Origin of the sequence: Streptomyces sp. NPDC058619 (genome assembly GCF_042717785.1) — a bacterium.
Taxonomy (GTDB): domain Bacteria; phylum Actinomycetota; class Actinomycetes; order Streptomycetales; family Streptomycetaceae; genus Streptomyces.
Genome location: NZ_JBHXQN010000055.1, coordinates 12,161 through 33,143 on the forward strand (window position 1 = coordinate 12,161; position 20,983 = coordinate 33,143).

At 69.4% G+C, this 20,983-nt stretch carries 16 protein-coding genes and 2 pseudogenes; 8 read left to right on the plus strand and 10 right to left on the minus strand.

Annotated elements, in window-relative coordinates; all coding sequences use genetic code 11:
• The first annotated feature begins 879 nt into the window (after nucleotides 1-879).
• The 4 genes from ACFWTC_RS32165 to ACFWTC_RS32180 all read left to right on the plus strand — a co-directional run bounded on the left by ACFWTC_RS32165 (nucleotide 880) and on the right by ACFWTC_RS32180 (nucleotide 4,096).
• Nucleotides 880-1,281 carry a YciI family protein gene (locus tag ACFWTC_RS32165; RefSeq protein WP_383923558.1) on the plus strand — a complete coding sequence of 134 codons (402 nt, stop codon included), beginning with the start codon at nucleotides 880-882 and terminating at the stop codon, nucleotides 1,279-1,281.
• Between the two features lie 17 nt (nucleotides 1,282-1,298).
• Complete coding sequence (locus ACFWTC_RS32170) at nucleotides 1,299-2,585, plus strand: RNA polymerase sigma factor (protein ID WP_383923555.1); 1,287 nt, start codon at nucleotides 1,299-1,301, stop codon at nucleotides 2,583-2,585.
• Between the two features lie 219 nt (nucleotides 2,586-2,804).
• Nucleotides 2,805-3,650 carry an IS5 family transposase gene (locus ACFWTC_RS32175; RefSeq protein ID WP_384029624.1) on the plus strand — a complete coding sequence of 282 codons (846 nt, stop codon included), beginning with the start codon at nucleotides 2,805-2,807 and terminating at the stop codon, nucleotides 3,648-3,650.
• A gap of 77 nt (nucleotides 3,651-3,727) precedes the next feature.
• Nucleotides 3,728-4,096: a hypothetical protein gene (locus tag ACFWTC_RS32180; RefSeq protein WP_384029626.1), complete on the plus strand. Its 369-nt coding sequence runs from the start codon at nucleotides 3,728-3,730 to the stop codon at nucleotides 4,094-4,096.
• Between the two features lie 750 nt (nucleotides 4,097-4,846).
• Here the strand turns inward: ACFWTC_RS32180 and ACFWTC_RS32185 are convergent.
• Nucleotides 4,847-5,527 carry a DUF4386 domain-containing protein gene (locus ACFWTC_RS32185; RefSeq protein WP_384074891.1) on the minus strand — a complete coding sequence of 227 codons (681 nt, stop codon included), beginning with the start codon at nucleotides 5,525-5,527 and terminating at the stop codon, nucleotides 4,847-4,849.
• Nucleotides 5,528-5,669: 142 nt separating this feature from the next.
• On the opposite strand from ACFWTC_RS32185, the gene ACFWTC_RS32190 reads away from it, so the two are divergent.
• The 3 genes and pseudogenes from ACFWTC_RS32190 to ACFWTC_RS32200 all read left to right on the plus strand — a co-directional run bounded on the left by ACFWTC_RS32190 (nucleotide 5,670) and on the right by ACFWTC_RS32200 (nucleotide 9,127).
• Nucleotides 5,670-6,353 (plus strand): TetR/AcrR family transcriptional regulator C-terminal domain-containing protein, encoded by a 684-nt coding sequence (locus ACFWTC_RS32190; protein ID WP_384030034.1) that lies wholly within the window; start codon nucleotides 5,670-5,672, stop codon nucleotides 6,351-6,353.
• A gap of 284 nt (nucleotides 6,354-6,637) precedes the next feature.
• Nucleotides 6,638-7,488: pseudogene (locus ACFWTC_RS32195) on the plus strand (esterase); the annotation flags it as partial.
• A gap of 307 nt (nucleotides 7,489-7,795) precedes the next feature.
• Nucleotides 7,796-9,127, plus strand: a complete 1,332-nt coding sequence (locus ACFWTC_RS32200; protein ID WP_383923668.1) for a 3-hydroxybutyrate oligomer hydrolase family protein — start codon at nucleotides 7,796-7,798, stop codon at nucleotides 9,125-9,127.
• Nucleotides 9,128-9,674: 547 nt separating this feature from the next.
• On the opposite strand, the gene ACFWTC_RS32205 is transcribed toward ACFWTC_RS32200, so the two are convergent.
• From ACFWTC_RS32205 to ACFWTC_RS32240, 8 genes and pseudogenes are all read right to left on the minus strand, one after another.
• A complete protein-coding gene (locus ACFWTC_RS32205; protein WP_383923544.1) occupies nucleotides 9,675-10,082 on the minus strand; it encodes a hypothetical protein in 408 nt (135 codons plus the stop codon).
• A 50-nt stretch (nucleotides 10,083-10,132) separates the two neighbouring features.
• On the minus strand, nucleotides 10,133-10,273 hold the full coding sequence (locus ACFWTC_RS32210) for a transposase domain-containing protein (RefSeq protein WP_384030036.1): 141 nt from the start codon (nucleotides 10,271-10,273) through the stop codon (nucleotides 10,133-10,135).
• Nucleotides 10,274-10,550: 277 nt separating this feature from the next.
• Entirely contained in the window at nucleotides 10,551-12,245 is a 1,695-nt protein-coding gene (locus ACFWTC_RS32215) for an alkaline phosphatase D family protein (protein ID WP_384030038.1), read from the minus strand.
• Nucleotides 12,246-13,495: 1,250 nt separating this feature from the next.
• On the minus strand, nucleotides 13,496-14,068 hold the full coding sequence (locus ACFWTC_RS32220; protein WP_383923535.1) for an IS3 family transposase: 573 nt from the start codon (nucleotides 14,066-14,068) through the stop codon (nucleotides 13,496-13,498).
• Nucleotides 14,008-14,427 (minus strand): transposase, encoded by a 420-nt coding sequence (locus tag ACFWTC_RS32225; protein ID WP_383923532.1) that lies wholly within the window; start codon nucleotides 14,425-14,427, stop codon nucleotides 14,008-14,010. Before ACFWTC_RS32225 ends, ACFWTC_RS32220 begins: the two co-directional genes overlap by 61 nt.
• 198 nt (nucleotides 14,428-14,625) lie before the next feature.
• On the minus strand, nucleotides 14,626-15,141 hold the full coding sequence (locus tag ACFWTC_RS32230; RefSeq protein WP_383923531.1) for a hypothetical protein: 516 nt from the start codon (nucleotides 15,139-15,141) through the stop codon (nucleotides 14,626-14,628).
• A gap of 14 nt (nucleotides 15,142-15,155) precedes the next feature.
• The gene (locus ACFWTC_RS32235) at nucleotides 15,156-17,018 is read right to left on the minus strand and encodes an amidase domain-containing protein (protein WP_384030044.1); all 1,863 of its coding nucleotides are present in this window, start codon (nucleotides 17,016-17,018) and stop codon (nucleotides 15,156-15,158) included.
• 321 nt (nucleotides 17,019-17,339) lie between these two features.
• Nucleotides 17,340-19,112 (minus strand): annotated as a pseudogene (locus tag ACFWTC_RS32240) (DNRLRE domain-containing protein); the annotation flags it as partial.
• A gap of 476 nt (nucleotides 19,113-19,588) precedes the next feature.
• Between ACFWTC_RS32240 and ACFWTC_RS32245 the strand changes: the two are divergent.
• Nucleotides 19,589-20,347 carry an amidase domain-containing protein gene (locus tag ACFWTC_RS32245; RefSeq protein ID WP_384030042.1) on the plus strand — a complete coding sequence of 253 codons (759 nt, stop codon included), beginning with the start codon at nucleotides 19,589-19,591 and terminating at the stop codon, nucleotides 20,345-20,347.
• A gap of 159 nt (nucleotides 20,348-20,506) precedes the next feature.
• Here the strand turns inward: ACFWTC_RS32245 and ACFWTC_RS32250 are convergent, their stop codons facing one another.
• The gene (locus ACFWTC_RS32250; protein ID WP_383923525.1) at nucleotides 20,507-20,707 is read right to left on the minus strand and encodes a hypothetical protein; all 201 of its coding nucleotides are present in this window, start codon (nucleotides 20,705-20,707) and stop codon (nucleotides 20,507-20,509) included.
• Between the last annotated feature and the right edge of the window lie 276 nt (nucleotides 20,708-20,983).

Here is a 20,983-nt window from a genome sequence, read left to right on the forward strand (position 1 = left end):
GAATGCACACCGCCCCCGGCTGGCCCTGACCGTTCTCCTGGGCCTGCCGGGGGCCGCCCCAAGTCCTGACACCTGACGTGCTCCGTCCCCACCGGATCTGCACCGGGGGGTGGCCCCCGCCGCGCGCGGTGTTGTCAGCGTCAGGTGTCAGGAGCAGCGCGCAAGCCGCCCCGGCGGCGACTGCCCCGGACGACGAGGAGACAGCGCGGACGCTCCGCGCGGTCGCCCTGGACGGGATCGGCGCGGCCAGCGGACCGGCCGCCCTGGCCGCACTGAAGTCCTCGCCCGCACGCCCCCGCAGCCACACGGGCGGCGGCAACGCGGAGGCCCCCGGGCTGGGCGGCGCGTGCGGGAGCGGAGGCGGCTGCGGAAGCGGCCTGTGACGAGCGGAGGCCGAGGGCCGAAGACCGGCCGCACTTCGCTGCGGGGCGGATGCCTCGCACATCACGGACCGACCGGCCCCGTGACGTCCTCGACCAGGGCGAGGGCGCCCGTCGGCAAACGGGTATACCGAGACGAAGCAGTTCCGCGCCGTCGTCACGTGCCGGAACAACGCCGGAAACGCCTTCAGGGTCCACGGGCAATGGACATACATGCTTGGCCTGTCCAGCCGCACCTGCCCGCTGGCAACAGCCGGTGTGTCGGCTACGGGACACCAACAAGGGCAGCCATCCGCGCCCTGCCCTGTTGGCCCTGCGGATACCTCATACCTCAGGCATATCGCGACGGGTTACCAACCGCCAGTCCCTGCGACAACCCGCCTTCAAGGTCAGTAACGTCTTCAGTAGATCCTTACCCAGGATGTCGAAATCGTCGCGCGTGCTTCTACCTACCGGTGAGAGCGCCTGACCAGGGCGCGGAAGCTTTGAGGAGCCGACCATGAAGTACATGCTGTTGATGCAGTTCAGCGAGAAGACGGCGGACTTCCCCGGGATCGGGACCTGGACTGCGGAGGAAGTCAGGGCGCACATCACGTTCATGATGGAAACCAACAGGAAGCTCACCGAAGCCGGGGAATTGGTCGACGCCCAGGGGCTGGCGATGCCGGAGACAGCCCGGATCGTCCGCTCCCATAGCGGCGGCCGGCCCGTAGTCACCGAGGGCCCCTACCCCGAGACCAAGGAATTCCTGGCCGGCTACTGGATCGTCGACTGCGACGAGCCTGAGCGGGCGGTGGAGATCGCCGCGTCCATTTCGGCCGCGCCCGGCCCCGGCGGCGCCCCGCTGCACATGCCGATCGAGGTGCGCCAGGTGATGTCGGCACCGCCCGAAGAGATGTGAGGGTGGCTGACGCGGGCGTGAGCGCCGAGGACTTGCTGCGCGAGCTGGCGCCGCAGGTCCTCGGCGTGCTCACGCGGCGGTTCAGGGACTTCGGCGCCGCCGAGGACGCCGTGCAGGAGGCCTTGCTGGCCGCGGCGACCCAATGGCGCGACGAGGGTCTGCCACGTAATCCGCGCGGATGGCTGATCCAGGTCGCGAGCCGCCGCATGATCGAGCAGGTGCGCAGCGAGCAGGCACGACGCCGCCGGGAGGATCTCGCGGCCAGCCTGGTGCCCCTGGACCGGCAGTCAGCGCAGGCAGCGGACGACGACGAAGCTGCGGACCAGGACGACACGCTGATCGTGTTGTTCATGTGCTGCCATCCCGCTCTGTCACCGGCGTCCGCAATCACCCTGACCCTGCGGTCGGTGGGAGGCCTGACCACAACCGAGATCGCCCGCGCCTTCCTGGTGCCCGAGGCGACCATGGCCCAGCGGATCAGCCGGGCCAAGCAGCGCATTAAAACCTCCGGGATCCCCTTCGGTATGCCAGGCCCTGACGACTGGGCGCCTCGACTCGAAGCGGCGTTGCACGTCCTGTATCTGATCTTTACCGAGGGATCCACCAGTAGCAGCGGCCCCCACGTGCAACGCGTCGAGCTCTCGAAGGAAGCGCTCCGGCTGGCCAGGGCCGTGCACGACCTGCTCCCCGACGACAGCGAGGTCACCGGCCTGCTCGCGCTGATGCTGCTGACCGACGCCCGGAGCCCGGCGCGCACAGGCCCAGGCGGCGAGCTGATCCCGCTGGCCGAACAGGACCGCACCCTCTGGGACCGCAACGCCATCACCGAGGGCATCGCACTCATCACCGCAGCCCTGCCTAAGGGCCCCGTAGGCCCTTACCAAGTTCAAGCGGCGGTAGCCGCCGTCCACGACGAGGCGGCGTCGGTAGAGGAGACCGACTGGCCCCAAATCCTCGCACTGTACGGAGTGCTGGAACACATGTCTCCCACTCCCGTGGTGTCGCTCAACCGCGCCGTCGCCGCCGCCATGGTGCACGGGCCGGCGGCGGGCCTCGACATCCTCAGCGCTGTGGAGTCGGACCGACGCCTGGCGGGGCACCACCACCTGTACGCCGCCAGGGCCCACCTCCTGGAGATGGCCGGCGACTTCCGGGCCGCGATCGAGAACTACCGCGCAGCCGCGAACCGTACGACCAGCCTGCCGGAACGGCACTACCTCACAATCCGGGCCGCCAAGCTCGCCGCGCCACCCACCCCAACCCAGACAGGCCGTGGCGCGCGGACCAAGAACGGCCGCCAGTAAATCTTTCGGCGGGAAAGTCCAGACGCCCCGTGTGCTGGGGGTGGACGACTTCCACACCCGGCTCCCGCTCACGCTCTGGGAAGGACGCGACACGGAACAGCTTGGCCAGTGGCTTGCGTCCAAAGCTCCTGTCCGGTTCGAAAATGCCGGACTTACCTCTGTCACGTCACCCATTCGAGCGATGGCCGCCACGAGCAGCCGGACCGTATCAGTGGCGACATGACATCGCAGCCGACTCGCAAGCCGTACCCGTCCGACCTGTCCGACGCCCGCTGGGCACTGATGGAACCAGTCCTGACCGCATGGCGGACCGAGCGGCAGAAGACCTCCCTCAACCTCGGACGCAAGGCCGCCGACCTGCGAGAAGTCATGAACGCGATCCTCTACGTCAACCGCACCGGGATCGCATGGCGTTACCTGCCGCACGACTTCCCCGCCCACACCACGGTCTTCTCCTGCTTCACCGCCTGGATCTCCGACGGCACCATCGAACAACTCGGCGTCCGCCTGCGCCGCCTGGTCCGCGAGAAGGAAGGCCGCGATCCCGAGCCGACGGCCTGCGTAATCGACTCACAGTCCGTCAAGACTGCCCACACCGTGCCCCTCAGCACCCAGGGCATCGACGCCGGCAAGAAGATCGTGGGCCGCAAACGCAGCAGCGTCGTCGACACACTCGGTCTGTTACTGCTGGTCATGGTCACCGCGGCCAGCGTCTCCGACAACGAGGCCGGCAAACAGCTCCTGACCCGCACCGCGGCCGCCCATCCCGTGATCACCAAGGTCTGGGCCGACACCGGCTACAAGAACCAGGCCGTCGAACACGGCGCGGAGCTCGGCATCGACGTTGACGTCGTGCCAAGAAATACCCAGGTCGAGGGCTTCTCAGTACTACCCCGCCGGTGGGTGGTGGAACGGAGCCTGGGCTGGATCATGATGCACCGCCGACTCGCCCGCGACTACGGGACCAAACCCGAACACTCCGAAAGCATGATCCGCCTCGCCGCAATCTCCACCCTCGCCAAACGCGCAACCGGCGAAACCACTCCAACCTGGCGAGCCGCATAAACCACAATCACCCACGAACTACCTGAACCAGACGTCCTCTCGGTGAGGAACTCCTGCAGGAGGTCAAGTCGCCTGCCTTGCGCTCGCCTGGCCCGCGCCCGGGGGACACCGGCGAGCGGCAGTACTGCGACCCGGCCTTCTGGCGTGACGACACCACCCTGGTCTGTCAGCACGACAGCCTCAAGCAGCTCACCTTCAGCGCGGACTACCAGCGTGTCGCCAAGACCGAGAACCTGCTCCCCGAGAGCGACCGGGGCGCCCGAGACCCCATCCCCTCCTCGGACGGCAAGAGCTTCGTGTTCCTCTCCAAGACCGACAGCAACCAGTGGGTGCTCTACCGGTCGGACTTCGCCACCCCGGGGGCTCAGCCGGTGAAGATCGCCGAGTTGGAGCAGCCTCTTGACGGCGCCGCCGACCATCGGGTGTCGCTGATCCGCTGGAGCTGACAAGTCAGCGCTCTCCAGTCAGCCGGTGCCGGGCCAGGCGGCGGCGCGGTGCCGTTGAGGCTGCGGTGACTGTGTGGGGCCGGAGTGCTCGGACATGGCGCATTGCCCGCGCGTGGCCAGGCAAGCCGTCCCGCCGCAGCGCCGGCGCTTCGGGGCGGTCCGGCGCTGGAGGGCTTCGAAGGCCGGCCGGCCGGTCGCGGTGTCCCAGACGAGATCGCCGTCGAGAAGCAGGCCCTCGGGCACCTGCTCGGCGGCCGCGGTCTGCCGGGGTAGGCGCAGCGGGAGAGGGGCGCCGATGGCGTCCGTCAGCCGGTCCGCGGCCCCTGTTCGGACAGCAGCTACGAGTACCGCGTGAGGGCCACCCGCGATTTCAGCCGTCGGCCCGGCCCCGGCGACCCGGTGGACCGGGAGGTGTGGTGGTCCTCCCGGGTAGTGTGCCCGACGCGCCCCAGGTGACTGCTCAATGGCCGCCGCCCGGTCACCGCCCTGCCTGCTTCCGGTCCCGGGGCGGCACGCGTACCGCCCGGCGTTGACCGCGACCGCGTCCTGCACATGACCCGTCGCTCCCGGCTGCTCCGGCCGGCAGCGGCACCGCAGCGCGTGCCTTCCTCCGTCGCGTGTGGTGGGCCGGGACGAGGACGGTGTCAGGCGCCGCCGTCCAGCGCCTCGGTATGCCGGCGGTGCGCGGTCGCCCGTAACAGGACCGTGAGCTCATGCCGGGTACGGCCGAGCGTTTAGCTCGGGTCGGCCTCACCGACGGACACCTACCGGATCAGCCACTTCTCCGTCTGCGCGGGACGCGACGCCTGAGCCGGGCCCGAACCCCCTGACGATCAGCCACCCGGCCAGCCCCAGCTCCCAGGCGAACACCGGGAGCGCGGCGGCCGTCCCCGCAACGGAGAGCTGCGCGTAGGCCCCGAACATCACGGCGACGCCCGAGGCGCAGATCAGCGGCCCGCCGACCAGCCCTAGCACGGCGATGAAGCGCGGTACGAGCCGTGCGCGGTATGCCAGGTACGCAAGCAGGACGGTGTTCAGGCCCAGGGCGATGTTGGGGCCGAGCAGGAATGTCCAGTCGTGCATGGCCGCCAGCGCGACATCGGCGCCGGCCGCCGCCCCCGCGTCCCGCCGCAGGGTGACGAGCGCCAGGACGGCGACGATCCCGAGGGCGATGACGGCCGCCTCCAGCAGCCGCCCGAAGGCGTACCCGAGCGCGAGCCCCTCGCCGTGGCGCCGTAGAACGGGGAACAGCGCCGCCCCGGTACCGGCAACCGCCACCACCAGCACCACCTCGCAGAGCACCCCGAGCAGCGCCCGCGTGTCGGCGCCCTGCGCGAGCCCGCCGTCCGCCGCGCCCAGCAAGGGGCGGTACAGAACCGCCCCGGCTATTGCGGCGGCCTCGGTCAGCAGGAACAGCGACCCGGCGGCCACTGCGGTTCTCCGGTCCGGACTCATCTTCTCGGTACCCCTCGCTCGGTGGTGGTGTACGCCGTACACCTGGCGGCAACCATAGGTGTACGACGTACACTCGTCAAGGAGAGGCGCTGTCGAGGAGGGAAGGAGCCGAACCGGAATGACCCGGCAGAAAGCCACATACACGCAACGGATCCCCCTGAACAGGGAACGCGTCCTGCGCGCCGCCGTCGCACTCGCTGACGCCACCGGCATCGACGCCCTCAGCATGCGCAGGCTCGCGCAGGAACTGGACGTCGTACCTATGGCCCTCTACAAGCACGTGGCCAACAAGGAGGAGCTGCTCGACGGCATGACCGACGCCGTCGTCAGCGAGATCGACCCGCCGGCCACGGGCCACGACTGGCAGCGCGTGGTCCGCGGGCGGATCCTTTCGGCCCGCCGAGTCCTGCTGCGCCACCCCTGGGCGGCCCGGGTCATCGAGTCGCGGACCGGGCCCACCCCGGCCGTGCTGGCGTACCTGGACTCGATGGCCGGGAGCTTCCGGGACGGCGGCCTCTCCGCCGACCTCACGCACCACGTCATGCATGCGATGGGCAGCCGCCTGCTCGGCTTCAGCCAGGAACTCTTCGACACCTCGGGCCCCTCCGGCCCGCCGGACCCCGGGCTTGCCGCGCGCTACCCGCACATCGCGGAACTGGCCACGACGGCGGCACACGACGGGGGCTCCACGGTCGGTGGCGGTTGCGACGACCAGTTCGAGTTCGAATTCGCCCTCGACCTCCTCCTGGACGGCTTCGAAGGACTCCGCCGCCAGGGCTGGACGTCCGCGCGGAAGGTGTAGCGGGTGCGGGGCTGATCCAGTGCGTTGTCCACGAACGTTCGCCGGGGTGGGTCAGGCGGCTTGTGACCGTGGTCGGCCCCAGCGTTGGTGTCGTTCACTGCGGACCTTGGCGCGTTCGCGGCGTCGGGCGGCCAGGAGGTCGGGGTGGCGGGCATTCGCGTTGCGCCACCGCAGGTAGTCCTGCAGCTTCCGGGCCGGCACGGTGTGGTTCGGGTGGTTGGAGCCGCCCATGACGAAGTGCTCGCGGCCGCCTGGTCGTCGGCGAGCCGCAGGGCCGCCGCCTGGTCGGCGACGCCAACCCCGGGTACACCGGTCCCTGGCCGAAGGTGACCATCTGGCACGGCGACAACGACACCAAGGTCGTGCCGAGGAACGTGGTGGAACTGCGAGACCAGTGGACCGCCGTCCACGGCCTGGACCAAAGCCCGGACCGCACCTCCACGATCGGCTCCGACCAGACCGGGAGAGAGCAGTACCTCGCGCCCGGCGGCGCGGTCGCCATCGAGGTCAACCGGGTGCTCTCCGTCGCGCACGGCACCCCGGTCGCCCCCGGACCGGTCCTCAGCAGTGCGGCGCCATCGGTACCGCGAACTTCATCCGCTCGATCTGTTCCAGCTACTGGGTCACCTCGTTCTTCGGCCTGGACGGCGCTGCCCCGAACCCCGGAGGGCTGCCCGCCCCGAGCGGCCCTAGCGCCATGGCAACCACGGACAGCTCCGTCACCCTGAACTGGAACGCGGTCACAGGCGCCGCCTCGTACGCGGTGTACCGGGACGGCGCCCGCGTCGCCACGTCCACCGCCGCCCCGTTCACCGACACGGGCCTGAGCCCGGGCAGCGGTCCCGTCTACAGCGTGGCCGCTCGCGATGCGGCCGGTACGGAGGGCCTGCGCTCAGCCGAGATCACCGCCATCACGACCGGCGCGGCTCCCCACTGCCGGACGGCGAACAACTACCAGCAGGTGCAGGCCGGTCGGGCCACCACCGGCGGCGGCTACGCCTACGCCTACGCCTACGCCTACGCCTACGCCAAGGGATCGAACCAGAACCTGGGCCTGTACAACACCTTCGTCATGCACACCCTGAAGGAGTCACCCGCCGACTACTGCGTCATCGCCGACGGCACCTGCTCCTGACTCCGCGCCGACCGGTCTCGTGCCGTCCCCTGTGGTGCGGGGCCCCACCCCCGGGACCGGGCTTGTGGTGCCCGTACGCCTGACCCCGGCGGTGTCCCACGGCATAGCGTCCGCTTGCCCGCAGACCCCGCCCTCCTTGGAGGTATCCGTGCCGCCAGTGACGCCCCTGCGTCCCTCGCACCCGTCGCCCCTGTCCGTCCCCGCACGGCCGTACGACCGATCGAGCCCGAGGCGGTGGCGTACGCGGACCCTGCGGCGGGCCGCCGCGGCGGCAGCCGTCCTGCTGGTCGTCGCCGCCGTCCCTGCTGTGGCCCAGCATCGGGAGGAGTCCGCAACGGCGGGCCATTGCGCGGCGATGTCCCGCCTGAAGGTGCCCGGCGCCGAACGGCAGGAGACGTCCTGCCTGGACGAGCTGACCACGGCAGGGACGGTGGCTTCGGGGCACACCGACGCGGCCGACTGGACGGGTTTGACCCCGGCCGGGCTGGCCGTGCCGAGCGGGGTGCCCGGTATCCAGATCGACGGATACTTCCCGGACACCTCTCGCAGCAACACCAACCACAGCTGGAACCACGACGCGCAGTTCGTGATCCGCCTGCCCGACCACTGGAACGGCGGCCTCGTCGTCGCGGGCTCACCCGGAGTCCGCGAGCAGTACGCCAACGACCGCGCCATCGGGGACTGGGTCCTGTCCCGGGGGTACGCGTTCGCGGCGACGGACAAGGGCAACACGGGCGCAGCCTTCCACCGGGACGGGGCCGCCCCGGGCGACGCCATCGCGGAGTGGAACACCCGGGTCACCGAGCTCACGCGTGCCGCCCGCGCCGTGGTCGGGCAGCGCTACCACCGGCCCCCTTCGAAGACACTGGCCACCGGTATGTCGAACGGCGGCTATCTGGTGCGGTGGCAGTTGGAGAACCATCCCGAGCTCTACTCCGGGGGAGTGGACTGGGAGGGCACACTCTGGCGCGCGCAAGGGCCACACCTGCTCACCTTCCTGCCGCCCGCGCTGCGCGCCTACCCCGCGTACGCGGCGGGCGGCGACGGCGCGGACGTCGCGCACCGCGAGATGACCGCCGCGGGCTTCCCCACCGGGTCGGAGTTCCTGTGGCCCTTCCACCACCAGTACTACTGGGACCTGACCCAGCGGATTTACCGCGAGGAACTGGATCCGAAGTACGACGGCGCGCTGGAGGCCGGCACTCCGTTCTGCGCGCCGGGCTCACCGGCCTGCGACAGCGACTACGACTACGCCTCCCGACCGCGGAACGTCCACGACGCGGTCGCGAAGATCGCCCTGACAGGGCGGATAGGCAAACCCCTGATCACTCTGCACGGCACCCTCGACGTGCTGCTGCCCATCGGCCAGGACTCCGACGTCTACGCGAAGATGGTGCGGGACGCGGGCCGCGGCCACCTCTTCCGGTACTACCGCGTCGAGGGAGGAACACACGTCGACTCGCTCTACGACGCCTTCCCCGACCGGCTTCGCCCGCTGGTGCCCTGCCACCGCTCGGCGTTCACGGCGCTGGAGGGCTGGCTGGGCCGAGGCGTCCAGCCGCCTCCCAGCCGCACCCTGCCCCGCTCTGACACCGCGGACACCGAGAGCCTGCTCACCCGCTGCCGACTCACCGCCTGACACCGCTCCGGTTCCGTCCCGCCGACATGCGTGTGCTTCATCCCTTCGCCGGGAGCGGGGTCCCCATGCGGGCCGCGCTCCCGGCGTCCGGCACTTGCCCCGACGCCCGTCGGAGGACAACTCTGAACCCGCCCGCTGGTGAAGGCGTACACAGCGTGTCGCTCGACTGTGGGGGGCGCACACAGGGGAGTGGCACGGCACGTCCCGCATGATTCCGGCCGTGACGAGCGGAATCGCTCCCGCGTTCGACGGGACAGCAGGTGTCGACCTGACCGGCCGCACCGCCATGGTGACCGGCGCGGTGACGTAGTGACCTACGACCCCGGCACGTGGGGGCTGGGGGAGCCGGTTCACCGCGACGCATCAGAACGGCGACAGCATGCTGCCACGCTCGTCCACGGGGACTTCCGCGGATCGGCCTACGGGAGAACGACTCCCACACGCTCGCCGACTTCGCCCGCTCCCTGGACACTCCACGAACCACCAGCTGAGCACGCCGTCGGCTCTTCAGGTGGCTACGTACTCGGAGCCAAGACCATGAGTCGGGTCAGAGCCGGGGTGCGGCGGTTGGCGCGCAGGCGTCGCAGGAACTTCGCTCCGTGTCGGGCACAGTGGCGAGGAAGACGTGGGCGTCGAAGCCCTTGTCCCATAGGACCAGCATGCGGGGCGCAGGTATTGCAGCAGGCGGCGGGCGTAGGCGGTCTCGCTCTCGCTGGTGGGGCCGAACACCGCGACCGATCAGGGACCGGGTGCCGGTCTCCACCAGGGTCATCAGCTCCAGGTTCGGGTAGCCGCCGTGGCTCTGCCGACTGAAGCGGCCGGTGTTGCGGACGCTGTCGGGGAGCTTGATGGAGCTGCAGCCGTCGAAGGAGCCCGTGCGGAACGGTCCGAACCGCACGCCGCGTGTCGCCGGCTGGGCCAGCGGCCCGGTCAGCACCTCGAACAGGCGCCGCACCGGCGCCGCACCGGCGCCGCACCGGCGCGGCACCGATGCGGCGGCGCAGGTCACGCAGGGCCTTCGCGGTCGGCCACACGACCTCCAGCCCGGCGCCTGCCAGAGGCCAGTTCCTGCCAGACCAGCCGGTAGCCGACCTCCGGGAAGAGGCACATCGCGAGCACGAAGTAGACGCCGACACGTGAGGGCACATCCCGCAGCCGCCGAGTTCCGTGACGAACCCGTCGAGCACCCCGGCCAGATCGTGAGCGAGGGCGACGAGATCACCGTACGGATCGTCGAAGTCGACAGGTGGCAGCCGCCGCTCGACACACACAGAGGCGCTAATCAGCGGTGTCGATGCCTCTGGAACCGGTGCCCCCAAGACATGCGATCGGCAGGGGGAAAAAGTCATGCCAGCTCCGGAGGCCGGGCGCCCCATTGCGGGGCCACCAAAACGGTAATGGGGGCAGCACCGTCCGGCGGGCGTCAACTTCCGTCCGTCAGACTCCGGTCGAGGACACCGGTGAGCCGCGCTCCCGCGCGGTCGGTCCCGCGGCGCCCCCGCTTCGCACCCGCCGAGGCCCTCTCCAGCCGCAGCCGCGCCGTGCGTCCGCGCAGGGTCAGCGTCATCAACTGGTTGCCGAACCACGGTCCGCCGGTGCGCTCCCACCGGACCGCCGGACTCGCGACCCGTCCGTGGCGGGCGAGGAGGTGCCCGATCCCCTTGGCGAACCGGCTCCAGCCGAAACGGAATCCGGCCCGTATGGCTGCGGGCACCGAGTTGTGCAGCGGTGAGCAGGTGAACTGGAAGACACGGGAGCGCGGCTGCTGTCCGCTGGTCCAGACGGGCTCCGCCACATACGCGTGGTGTACGTCCCCGGAGAGCACGCACACCGTCGCCGGGGCGGCGTCGGCCCTCCCCACCTCGGCGACCGTCTCCGTCAGCCTTTCGAACGACGAGGTGAACGCCGCCCAGTGCTCCAGGTCCGCCCGCCGGCGCAGCCACTCACCGAAGCGCGCCCAGCGCGGACCGCGTTCGCCCCGGCAGAGCGCCGCGTGCCAGCCCTCCGCGAAGTGGACCATAGGGGGCAGCAGCCACGGGAGCGAAGTCCCGACCAGCAGGTGGTCGACGCCGCCGGGGTCGTCGAACGCCTGCGTCCGCAGCCAGGCCGCCTCCTCGGCGTCCAGCATCGCCCGGTGCTGCTCTTCCAGCACCCGCGCGGCCCGGGTATCGACCATCAGCAGCCGGATGCGGCCGAAGTCCCTGCGGTAGCTCCAGCGCACCGTCGCCGGGTCGGCGTCGGCGCGTTCGGCGAACGCGCGCAGCACCTCCGTGCCGTCGTCGGCCGCCAGTACCGCCGCGTACAGCTTGTCCTCGGCGAGCTCGGCGGGGGAGAGGTTCCCGAGGTGCTGGTAGACCCAGTACGACATCAGGCCGCTGGTGATCCGCTCTTGCCACCAGGGCGTTGCCCGCATGTCGGCTACCCAGGCGGCGCTGGTGTTCCAGTCGTCGATGACGTCGTGGTCGTCGAAGATCATGCAACTGGGTACGGTCGAGAGCAGCCAGCGCAGTTCGGGGTCGCCCCAGGACTCGTCGTAGAGGTGGGTGTACTCCTCGTAGTCGGCGACCTGGTCCGGCGGGGCGGCGGAGCCGGTGCCGGCGGCCCGCCGATGCCGGGCGATCCAGGCGCGGGTGTCTGCGGACGTCTCGTCCGCGTACACCTGGTCGCCGAGGAGGAGGAGAACGTCCGGACGCTCGGCCTCCGGGTCGGCGGCGAGCTGGGCGGAGAGGGTGTCGAGGACATCGGGGCCCACAGGATCGGGCTCGCCCACGGCAGGCGCCGCCCACCGGCACGAGCCGAAGGCGACCACCGCGCCCGTCGCCGGGACCGGCGGAGTGTGGATGGTGCTGAGCGGCTGGGGCGAGTCCGCGAGGGGCCACACCCGCTCGCCGTCGAGCAGCACCTCGTACGTTGTGGCGGACCCAGGGGTGAGTCCGGTCACGACCACCAGCGCGTAGTGGTGGCCGACGACGCAGAACGTGGGAGCCGAACCACCGGCGCCGCCCGGGCACCGGACCTCCGCCGTGCACGCCCGGTCGGTCTCGACCCACACCGTCGCGCTCGTGCCCGACTCCCAGTCTACGTGCCGCAGGAGCGGGCCCAGCCTCAGACCGGCCATCGCGAGTCCCCTCTCGGTGCTCCGCACGGTACGGAACGGCCGCTCTGTACAGTACTGAACGACGGCGGAAACGGTGCCGTTGTGCGGCCCGGCCGCCCCGCGTCGGGCCCGGCGGACACGTGAGCATCGAGGCCCGCGCCGCCGCGGCAGGTTCTCGGTGAAGCCGGGGTCGGTGGTGTCCCGTACCACCGCATCGAAAAACCAACCCGCGCCCCGCAATGAAGTCCAAGGCAAAGTCGAGGCGAAACCGAGCGCCGCAAGCCCTCCACGTACCGCCTGATGCACCTCGAATCCGAAGCACGCGCCGACATGGCAGAGCTGTGCCGCACGGCGCGCGGGCGTTTCCCCATGATCGTGGACACCTTGGTCCGTGGATCGTGAAGATCCACAGGACAGGAGTTCCCGTTGGGGACGTCGAAGTACTCGCCTGAGTTCAAGGCCGGTGCTGTCGCGCTGTACCACGCCGCCCGAGTGGGACGTACGCGTCGGTGGCCAAGGACGTGGGCATCAACCACGAGTCGCTGCGTACGCGGGTGCCCTTCAGTTGGCCTGGCTGAGCAATTTCGGCCCGCAGGGCAGGGCAGTGAGGCAAATCCGGTGGCACCCCGTGTCCGGTCGGGAAAGCAAGGGTTGGACCCGGCCCAGCTCAACCTCACGGTGCCGCTCCGTACACAGCGTGACCCGCCACCGCCTGCACCCGGCACCTCGTTGGGGTGGCGACTCGTGCTACTCCGCGGGCGCGATCCGCCAGGTGCCGTGACATACGTCGAGCATCGCAGTGAGGTCGGCCTTCTGCGGGAACGAGAGGCCCAGCCGCCACGGGTCTTCCAAGGCAGCCAGACCGATGGTGACCAGATCCTCGGTGACGTTGCCCAGGGCTCCGATCCAGTGAGGTGCGGTGGCGATCAGCTGCTCGGGGAGCCAGGGCCCGGGCTCGGGAACGCGTGAGAAGGGCTCCTCCGCGAGTTCGGCGAGGGCGGAGCCAGCCAGCAGGGTCAGCAGCCGCCAGGACCGCGGCAGGCAGAGCGGGGTCGCGGGTCTCCAACATCACGTAGCAGTCATCGTGGCCCGAGAACCATACTCGGGAGTCTTCCAGACGGCTCAGGAGCGGCTCATCAATGCCGGTCGTGCCGAGCACGAGGGCGAGCTCGTCGAGCTGCTCCGCGGTCACGTCGGCGGGCACATCGATCAGAGTCAGCTCGTACGGCGACCAGGTGCCTGAGGTTCCCCCGCTGTGCGGGAGGTGCTGACTAGCTGGTCGGGGCGGGTTGACGTGGCTTCAGGTTCACTTGTTCGGTCGTTGCCTGGTTGGCGTAGTGCTTCTCCTCGAACTCGATCGGGCTGAGGTAGCCGAGGCGTTTGTGGATGCGGCGGGGGTTGTAGAAGCCGTCGAGATACTGGAAGAGCGCGAGGTTCGCCTCGGCACGTGTGGCGAAGACGCGGCCGTGGACGCACTCGGTCTTGATGAGCGTCCACAGGTTCTCCGCCAGGGCGTTGTCGAACGAGTCGCCGACCGATCCCATGGACGCCTGGATGCCGGCCCTGACCAGGCGTGTTGTGAGCTTCACGGACGTGTGTTGGCAGCCGTGGTCGGCGTGGTGAATGAGCTCGCCGGGGGTGACTTCTCGGCTGGCCGGCGCGTACTCCAGCGTGGTCAGGACCAGGTCGGCGTCCGCATGGGCGGAGGTTTCCCAGGCCACGACCCGGCGGGAGAACGCGTCGCGGATCGCGGAGAGCCACAGCGGGCCCTCCAGCGTGGTGATCATGGTGAGGTCGGTGACCCACAACCGGTTCGGCCCAGTCGCGGTGAAGTCACGTTGCACCAGGTCGGGAGCGAGATCGGCTTCGGGGTCGCGCCGGGTGAAGCCCTGCCCCGGCGGGGGCTGATCCCGGCCAGGCCGGCCTGGCGCATGAGCCGTTCAACGCGCTTGCGGCCGACTCGGGCGACTTCACGCTTGAGGACAGCGTGCATAGCGGTCAATTCCTCACGCTCGGCGCTGGTGAGGACATCTCCCCGTTCGCCGGCGTCGGCCTCGGCCTGACGGATCCAGTTACGCAGAGCCTCATGGTGCACGCCGAGTTCCTCGGCCATCCGGCGGATCACCGGCTTCGGCTCGGCGGTCCGGTACATCCGGACCGCACGCTCACGCAACTCCAGCGGATATTTCCTCGGTGCAGGCATCGTCTGGGCTCCTCTCATGAGACCCATATGCCCTTCTGTCACCACTTCCCGCATCCCGGGGGAACCTCACCCAAAGGTCACGACGAGCCGGTGAAGTGCTGGATCTCGAACCTGCCGACCGACATCCCCGCGAAGGGGCGCCGCCCACGCGGCTTCCCACGTAAGCGACGTCCCTTGCTATGACGCGTCCGGTTCAGCTCACCGTACGGTCTTTGAACCGAGTTCGCCGGGTTTCTTCGGCACCCGAGGGTGCACGACGGTGGCCTGCTCGGGGGCCGGCTCGTCCATGGTCACCCGCCAGACGTCCTTGCCGTCCACGCTGATGGCCCGGACCTGGATCTGCTTGATCTGGCCGGTCTCGTGCAGATAGAGCACGACCTCCTGCCGGAGGGAGCCCTCATCGTAGAACTCCGCGGTCACGTTGCCCCGGGCACCCTTGCCGAATGCGGCGATCCAGTTCTCGGCGGTCTTCTCGGGGATGCCCTTGTCCTCCCCGTCGGCCCCCAGCGACGCCAGCTCGCCCACTTTGCCGTCGGCGATGCGCCACACCACCTGCTGGGTGATGCCCAAGGATCCTGTGGACGGGTATCCGACCACGGCGAGCGGCGGGTGGCTGCCGTAGTCACCGGCGTACGCCACGTCTTCGGCGTCGTAGGCCGATGAGCAAGCGGTCAGCATGCCGACGGCCAGCGCGGAGACGGTCGCGGCCCGCAAGGCCGGTCCTGACCTCATCGAGACCTCGGCCGAAGCGCGCCGACCTCGGTGATCGGATTGGGGCCGCTACTGTGCCGGGCCATGATCCCCTGAAGGGTGTCGTGGGCGCTGTAGCCGTGCTGGGCAACACTGACGACGCCTTGATTGTTGCCGGTCACGACGGCCGCGTGGTTGTACACACCGTCGTCTTTCCTCCAGCTGAAGAACAGGATGTCTCCAGGGCGAAGATTGTACACACGGTTGACGTAGCCGGGCTGGCGGTAGTTGAGCATATGTACGAACAGGTTCTGGGCCCCTGACCAGGTGTGGCTGTTCTTTTTCCACGACGTCCAGGAGGTGTTCCGCCACCAGGCACGATCCTGCCAGTACGCCCAGTGGCGCATCTTCATGCCGCCACCGTTGTAGAGGGCCTTGGACACGAAGTTGGTGCAGTCGTTCCTGCCGTACTCCTTGTGGATCCGGCCGGCGTTGTTCCAGGCCCAGCTTGCGGTACCCGAACCATTGACGGAGGAGGCCGTAAGGGCGCCAGCCGCGGAGGGGCTCGACACGGGGAACCCGTCCTCGCCCAAGAGGATGGTCTCCATCCCATTGGTCGGCACGCCCGCGGTGTCGGCCGGTGTAGCGGCCACCTGGGTACCCGCCGCAGCCGTGGGGGAGAGTTTCAGCCCCGCCTCGCTGTCGTCGGACTCGCTCTCGAGCTTCACGGTCCCGCCCGAGACGTTGAACACGAACCGCTTGGCCCGCCGGTCCTCCGACACCTCATCAATGCCGTTGACCCTCAGGGTCATTGTCTGGATGACAGTGGTGCGTACCAGCACGCGGTCGGCTCCACCAGTGGCGACCATGGTGTCAGCCAGAGCCGAAGACGCACCCACGTATGACTGGCTTTGTGTTCCCAGCGCCATCAGCTCCCCGATGAGAGAGGCTTCCTGCACGTCGAGGACTGCACCGAAGACCGCACCGTGCGGAGACTCGGCCGCCGCCTCGGCTGTGGTGGCGCTGACCCCGGTGGTGACCTTGTTGCGGGCGCTCAAGTAAGCCTGAACATAGTCCTTGTACGGCGTGGCTCCGCCGGCCACGGAGGCACCCTGAGCCAGTGCGGAACGGGACACCGGGCCGTCGCCGACGGCATTCTTCGCTGTCACCGCGACCCGGTAAGGGGTTGCGTTGGCCAGCCCGGAGAAGACGGCGCGCAGCGCCATGCCCTCCCAGGTGCCCACCACCGTACCGTCGCTCTTCTCGGCTTTGGCCACGTACGTGACATCACCGGTCGCGCCGCTGTCGAGCGGGGTGTTCCAGGTGGCGAGCAGGCCAGTGTCACCCGGGGTGAGGACAGCGTCGCTGACCGCTCCGGGTGCGGTCGGCGGCAGGTACTCGACGGTCAGCTTGGGACGCAGGGCGGGGTTCGTCGCCGCGCCCGAGTGGTACGACGCTCCAGTCACCGTGCCGGGGACGGTGAGGGCCAGTCCCTCGTTCCCGCCGCGGTCGAGCCAGGACTGCACCAGGATGCCGAAATCGACCTCGGACAGCGCGAGGTCGGAGACGTAGCTGTCGCTGCCTGCGGCCGTGAGGAGGTCCTTGCCGCTTTGTGCTGCGGTCCACGGAGCGGACAGCTCGTACGCCTCCGGCTTCTGCGCCTCGCACGACGTGGTGCAGTCAGCGCGGACTAGAGACAGTTTGGCGGAGGTGACGCGCGCCCCCTTCGGGAGCGTCGAGAGGTCTGCCTTCAGGTGGGTGGCCCACAGGTGACCGTCGGCCGTACCGATCCGCAGCTGTCCGGCCGGCGGCGTGGCGCAGCCCGGCGTGTCGCAGTCGGTGGCGGCTGACGCGCCCGCGAGTGCGGTGCCGGTGATGGCCAGGGACTGCCTGGCGGGCATCGGGGGCAGCGGCTGGAGGCGGACCGTCAGGCTCTGCTCGGCTGACCAGGGCGAGCAGCCGACGCTGTCACAGGCCCGTACGGACCAGCGGTAGCTTGCGCCATCCGCGAGTTTTCCGTCCGGAATCTCCAGGGCGGCCCGGCTGCCGCTCTCCACCCACACGGGAGGCAGAGGAAGATTAGGGACGGGGTTCCCTGCCGCGTCCTTCAGCGAGAACTCAGCGCTCACGCGGGTCTGGGCGGGGGTGATGATGACCGCGGACAGGATGGGCGTCAGGGTCTGCTGGGCGCCGGCCTGGAGGTCCTGCGGGGCGTCGGGCAGCGGGCTGACGGTGAAGGTGGTCCAGTTGGACCAGGGGGACCAGCTGTTGCTGTAGTGCGTGCCGTCGTAGGGCGAGGTGCGGAAGCGGTACATGCGTCCGTGCTGGAGCACGCCTGCCGGTACGGTGACCGAGGCGGGGGTGCCGGCGGGGACGTACGGCGACACCAGGGTGTTCCCGACCTGGGTGTTGGTGGCGGCGTCGAAGATCTGGAAGGTGCCGTTGACCGTGTCGCCGTCCTTGTCCGCGAACGTGTCGCGCAGGATCGGTGTCGTCGTATCGACGCGCCAGGCCGGTGTCTTGTCCTGGACGAACGGAGGCCCGGCCTCTTGCTTGGTGCCGGTCTGCGGACGGTAGTTGTAGTTCACCGTCAGCTTGGGCGGGTTCGCCGTGGCGTTGGCGGAGTTGACGCGCTTCCACTGCCCGATGACCGATTCCGAGGTGGCGCGCAGCCCCATGCTGGACAGCGGTGCCTTCGCAGAGGCCCACGTCTGCACGAGGGTGGTCACGTCGGTGTTGATCCAGCCGTCCGGCGCGGAGGCGCAGCCGGGGTTGCCGCGGGTCGCGGTGGAGGTGGCGTACTTGGTGCCCATGGCCGGCTGGTTCGTCCAGCGTGACGCGGTGGTCGCGGCGTCGGCGCTCCAGACTTCCCACGGCTGCGCGGAACAGTCGGTGTTGGCGGAGTGGAAGTTCCACAGGCTCAGGTTCGCGCTGGCGACCAGCGCGTCCGCGATGGGGGCGGTGTTCCAGGTGATGAAGGAGCGCGCGGTACGGAAGGTGCCGTTCGCGTTCTTCGTGCCCGGGTTGCCGAAGTCCAGCTCGGTGTCGTTCGACCAGTCGACGGTTTCGCCCTGCTGGACGTAGGTGTCGAAGACGCTGCCCAGGGCTGAGGTGGAGGGGTCCACCGTCACCGGGTACTTGGTGGCCGGGTCCGCGAGGAACTTCGCGTCGGGGGTGACGACCAGGTCGACCGTGCCCCTGCCCTGGACCACCTTCATGGCCACGGGGACCTTGCGGGTGTGCTCACCGGAGACCGCGTCGACCGTGGCGTCCCACATCACGGGCGCCGGCATGACCGCGGTCTTCTTGCTCTTGCGGTCGGTGAACTGCACGCTGCCGTCGGCCTGCTGCTCGACCTTCAGGCCCTTGGCCGTCAGTGGCATGGTGTACGCGTAGTTCTCGACGGCCGGGCGCTGCTTCAGCTCGACGAACTGCTCGAATCCGGCACGGGTCGCCTCGACGACGACGTCGCCGCCGGGCACGGCGTTGGTGTACTCGGCGCGGGCCCCCTCCAGCTTCGGGGCCGGCAGGGAGCCCTTCCACTTCAGGGTGATCTGCTGGTCGCCCTCGCCCAGGGTGACCAGATCGGTGTCGGTGAAGCTCACCGCGGGCGCGGCCGAGGGTACGGACTTGGCCATGCGCGGGCTGTTGCCGGCCCCGAGCCTCAGACCGTGTGGGTGGGCCTTGGACGCGACGGAGCCGTCCGTGCCGCGGCCCAGAGTCACGTCGACGGTGCGCCAGCCGCGCGCCTGCTGGTCGTAGAAGCGGATCGGACCGGCGGAGACGTCGGTCGTGAGCGTGCCGTCCGGGTTCACCCAGGTGGTGGCGGTCTCGGAACGCTCCGACACGGCCTCGACGCGCTGGCCGGACGTACGCGCGGCCACGCGGGCGCGGGCGATGTCGACGGCCTCGGTCACCTTGCCGGGCTTCGCCGCGGGGTTCGGGGCGGCGGCCGCGTCCGCCGTGTCGGGTCCTTGGATCAGGGTGGCGGTCACGATGAGGGCCGCCCCGCCCGCTATCCACTGTGCGGCACCCCAGGTGGGTCTCCCGCGACGTCTTGCCGCGGAGAAACGACTAGCCATGCTTCCTCGGTCTTTCGATGAGTATCAAGGGCTTTGATACGAGAGGAGCAACGTAACTCCCTGACCAGGCAGTTCTGACTAACAATCGGACAAGAGGGACACAACTTGCTCTGCGATACGCATTCGTGATCTGCCGTCGGATTCACCGGACGAGTGTCACTTGAGTGTCATCGTCGTCCGGCACTCCTGGCCGGCTTCCGCCCGGTCCTCGTCGCGCACCATCTCGCGCCGGACGCAGCGATCGACTGCACACCAGCCGGATAGAGCGCCAGGTCGTTTCTGCCGGGCCGTGTGAACCGCCCGGGTCTGCCGGGCCGTGTGAACCGCCCGGGTCGGTCGGGCCGCGTGAACCGCCGTTCCGTCGCCAGGACTTCGACGGCGCCGACCAGGTGTCCGAGAACCAGAACGCGAAGCGGTTCCTGTTCTCGGTATCCGGTGCCACCGTCAAGCTCCAGAACGAGTCTGACGACAGCCAGGCGGGTCAGACCCTGTCGGATACGGCGGCCGCCGTAACCCAGGTGATGGCAACCCCAGCCGACGCCGTCGGTCCGCCCGCCGACGAGACGCAAGCGCTGACGCTCGGCACGGACGGCTTCCCCACAGGCGAGGTACCCGCAGAGGGCGTCCGCACGGTGTCCTACGCCGCGTCGTACATCAACGGTCTGGGCACCGGCAGCTGGGCGTACAACAACACGGGCGTCAAGTGGGAGTACGAGTACGAGTACGACTGCGTGAACTTCGTTTCCAAGGCGCTCTACTACGGTAGAGGCATGAAGATGCGGTCGGGCTGGTACAAGCGCGACGACGTGTGGTTCAAGAACCCCTGGTGGAACAGCTGGCCGGTGAAGGCCAGCTACACATGGTCGGGAGCCGACAATCTGCGCCGCCACCTGGCCTGGAACCGGCCAAGCTACTTCATCACCAATGTCTACAACGTTCGCAAGGGCGACATACTCTTCTTCAAGTACAAGGGTGACAGCGTCTACGAGCACGCCGCCGTCGTCACCGCCAATTACAGTGGACGGATCCACATGGCCCAGCACGGCGGACCCGCCCACACCACATTGGACGACGCCATCGCCCGCAACAAGCGCACTCCCGAACCGATCGTCTCGATAGTCGTGATCCGCCCGACAGGGGCGCGATGAGGGCGGTTCCGGCTGTACGGGCTGTCGTGGTGGCTGTGCTGGCAGCGGTTGCTCTCAGTGCCTGCGGTGCCAATGAGGACGAGCTCCAGTACGCGACGGGCTACGCCAATCACGAGCCGCTGGGCGTGGCCGGGTGTCCCACGGCCGACTCCCTCAAGGTCACGCCTGGTCTGGCGGCTGGCCGACGGCCGGACCGACGAGCTGGAGGCGCTCGCGGCCGATGCCGATGGAGCGAAGGGTGAGGTCGAGAAGACCGCGCAGAACTGGATTCAGTCCTTCCAGAAGGGGGCTGGCGGGAAGGTGACCGCGGAGTTCTGCGACGAGGGGTCCGTTCGGCAGTTCGTCGTCGTGTACTTCCACGACACCGCGCAGGTTAAGGGATCGGTCCGCCTCACCGGAAGAGCCGGAGAGGGCGGCTGGCGCGTGGACATGCGTGAGCCGGACCCGAAGGAAGCCTCGGCGGCTCCCGATTGGGTTCCGAAGACTCCCGGGGGCCTCGGCTCGAAGACACCGCGTTGAGATAGCCGGAAACTTTCTCCTGAGGGGCGTCGTCCCGTGGATCGATCCACGAGGCGGCGCCCCTTCCTGCTGGCGGGAACGGGCTGGTCAGAGGTGGTGGGGTGCATTGGTCGTGAA